This window comes from Priestia sp. P5_B4, from assembly GCF_056400385.1.
Genome location: NZ_JBFULJ010000616.1, coordinates 1 through 2,307, shown reverse-complemented (window position 1 = coordinate 2,307; position 2,307 = coordinate 1). Strand labels below are relative to the sequence as shown.

Genomic DNA, 2,307 nt, shown 5'->3' with positions numbered 1-2,307 from the left:
GGAAATCAACTGCGGTGTAATAAGCAGTCCAGCTCATGTATCTCATTGATTTGTCTTTAGGTTGGATTCATTTAGTTATGTCTCAACCTCAGCGAGGATCTACTTCTTGCCCAGATTTTATGTCGATTACTTTAAGGTTATTTTGAGGTGCTTTAATATCTTTGCTTGCAGGCGCTGCTTTTTTATTTTCCACCCAGTCTACTAACAAATCAAAAGATTGATGAGCATATGGAAGCAGAGGCTGAAGCTCTTGATTTGGATCCGTTTGTTTATTCCATACTAAGCTGTCAACGTGATTTCCGTTTTTAACGGTATAGAGACGATGAAGGTTTGCCTTGCCGGCTTTTTTAACGAGTTTTTCATAGCCTTCCGCGTGAATAGACGGGAAGATAAGTGAATCGAGAGAGCCAGCCATACTGATAAGAGGTACATCGATATCGCCCGTATTTTCTACTTTTGCTACATTTTCTTTTACGCTTTTTGGACGGGTTTGATAGCGATAATTTTCAAAGATATAATCCCATGAGCGATCACGTAGACCTGCTGAAGTAAAGTTTAAATAGTTGTGCCAGTTTGTTCTTCCTGGAGCAGTTGGATCAAAGTGATCACGGTAAATGTTTAATGTGACCGCCCAGTACACTTGATCATGATAATTCCACAATTTTTCTGATCCTTTCGGAAGACCTGCTTTGTACATTTGTTTCATGGCTTTTTTCTGTTCTTTTCCCGTTCCGTACAGCGCTTCTTCTGCGTTGTTGACAACAGGTGTTAGTGAGCTAATTAAATTTGGCGCTTTTGCACTCCATAATACGCCTTCCCAATCGACGCCTCCATCAAATAAACGAGGCTCTTTTGTTTGTTTTGGATCATCGTGTTCAAGTGCGTATCTGACGACGTATCCACCGTTTGAAATGCCAATTGCATACGTTGGTACTTTATGATCGTTTCGAATCAAATCGCTTGCAGGATTTTTTTGATTGGACGGGTTGATTAGCTTGTCTGAATAATGAGTAGTCAAGTATTGCTGGGCAGCTTTTGTCAGCTGACGATAGCGCATATTCCATTCTGCTACGCTGTCGTCATCGTTAGCGAGTGCATTTTTTACTTTAGCAAAAGGATCGTTAGGATCACTTTCTCCTTGTGTTCCTTTATCGGTGGCTGCAAACGCATAGCCTTTTTTAAGAACGTAATCGCTGAATAATAAATCGGTGGATGTTTCGTTGCGCGTGGCAGGAATGCCGGCTACCACCAGTTTTCCGTTCCAGTTATCAGGAACACGGATGACGAACTGAGCGTCTTCAAAAATGCCATTTACTTGGGTTCCTTTGACCGCAGCGGGCTGATTGATTCGATACCAGCCCGATCCATCTTCAGGTTTCCCCCAGTTATAAGGAGTAAGCCCAATATTGCCATAGAGCGTAGCCTGCTGATATTGAGCGGGGTTTTTAGTGGTGAGCCAATTTCCGTTCGCTCCGTCAAAATAGGTTTCTGCTGACTGATCAGCATTTGGGATTACATCTGTGTTGGTAGAAGCTTCAGCAAGAGATCCTGAAGCTGAAAAACAAAGAGCAGCAGAAAAAGTAAGCGCTATCATTTTTCGTTTCACATTTCTTCCTCCTCATAAAAATACTCATACCTTTTAAGTAAATTCCATAAAAAAGAAAAATGTCCTGTTCTAAAATTAGTTTGGAGGAAAGTTTTTTCATTTGTTTCTAAGCTGTTTTTGTCTAACAAACAGGTAAACTGCATCCAATTCTCTAGTTTCTTTTTAGGCTGCTTATATTATAATGAAACAAGGATTAAAAAAGACAGGGTAAAACAATCGATTAAATAAGTATAAAAGAGGGCAAGGGAGTAGGTCTATGAGCAGCTTTAACAGTCAGTTTTTGTATTCCGTTACAATCATTCTATTAGGATACATACTAAAACGAACAAACCTCCTTCAGCAAAAAGACGGGGAAGCTTTAGCCAGAATTATTTTTAATATTACAATGCCTTGCTTGATTATTGTCACATTCAGCAGTATTAAAATTGATGGATCGCTTATCTTACTATTAGTTATTGGGATTGTCTATGGCTTGCTGTTAGCTGCTGTAGGGGTTTTTGTTTTTCGAAAAGATGAGCGAAAAGTGAAAGGCATGCTGACGATGATGATTCCAGGATTTAATATTGGAATGTTTGCTTATCCACTAGTAGAAGGTATCTGGGGAGCTCATTGATCAGCTCTTTGTGTGCTTCAAGCAACCGCTTTGAATGCTGATGGTGCTCTTCTACAAATTTATAAACGGTGATATCAAATACGCGTAC

The 2,307-nt window shown here is 39.9% G+C and carries 2 protein-coding genes; one reads left to right on the top strand and one right to left on the bottom strand.

Annotation, left to right across the window (positions count from 1 at the left end; genetic code table 11):
• Positions 1-88 precede the first annotated feature (88 nt).
• Positions 89-1,606 (bottom strand): alpha/beta hydrolase, encoded by a 1,518-nt coding sequence (locus AC1DRF_RS23735; protein WP_377569530.1) that lies wholly within the window; start codon positions 1,604-1,606, stop codon positions 89-91.
• Positions 1,607-1,862: 256 nt separating this feature from the next.
• Here AC1DRF_RS23735 and AC1DRF_RS23730 point away from each other — a divergent pair, with 256 nt between their 5' ends.
• Positions 1,863-2,219, top strand: coding sequence for an AEC family transporter (locus AC1DRF_RS23730; protein WP_477741848.1), 357 nt, complete (start codon positions 1,863-1,865; stop codon positions 2,217-2,219).
• Positions 2,220-2,307: the final 88 nt, after the last annotated feature.

Bases quoted from the DNA above. Each gene is read 5' to 3' on its own strand.
- AC1DRF_RS23730 (WP_477741848.1), top strand. From the start codon at position 1,863: ATGAGCAGCTTTAACAGTCAGTTTTTGTATTCCGTTACAATCATTCTA.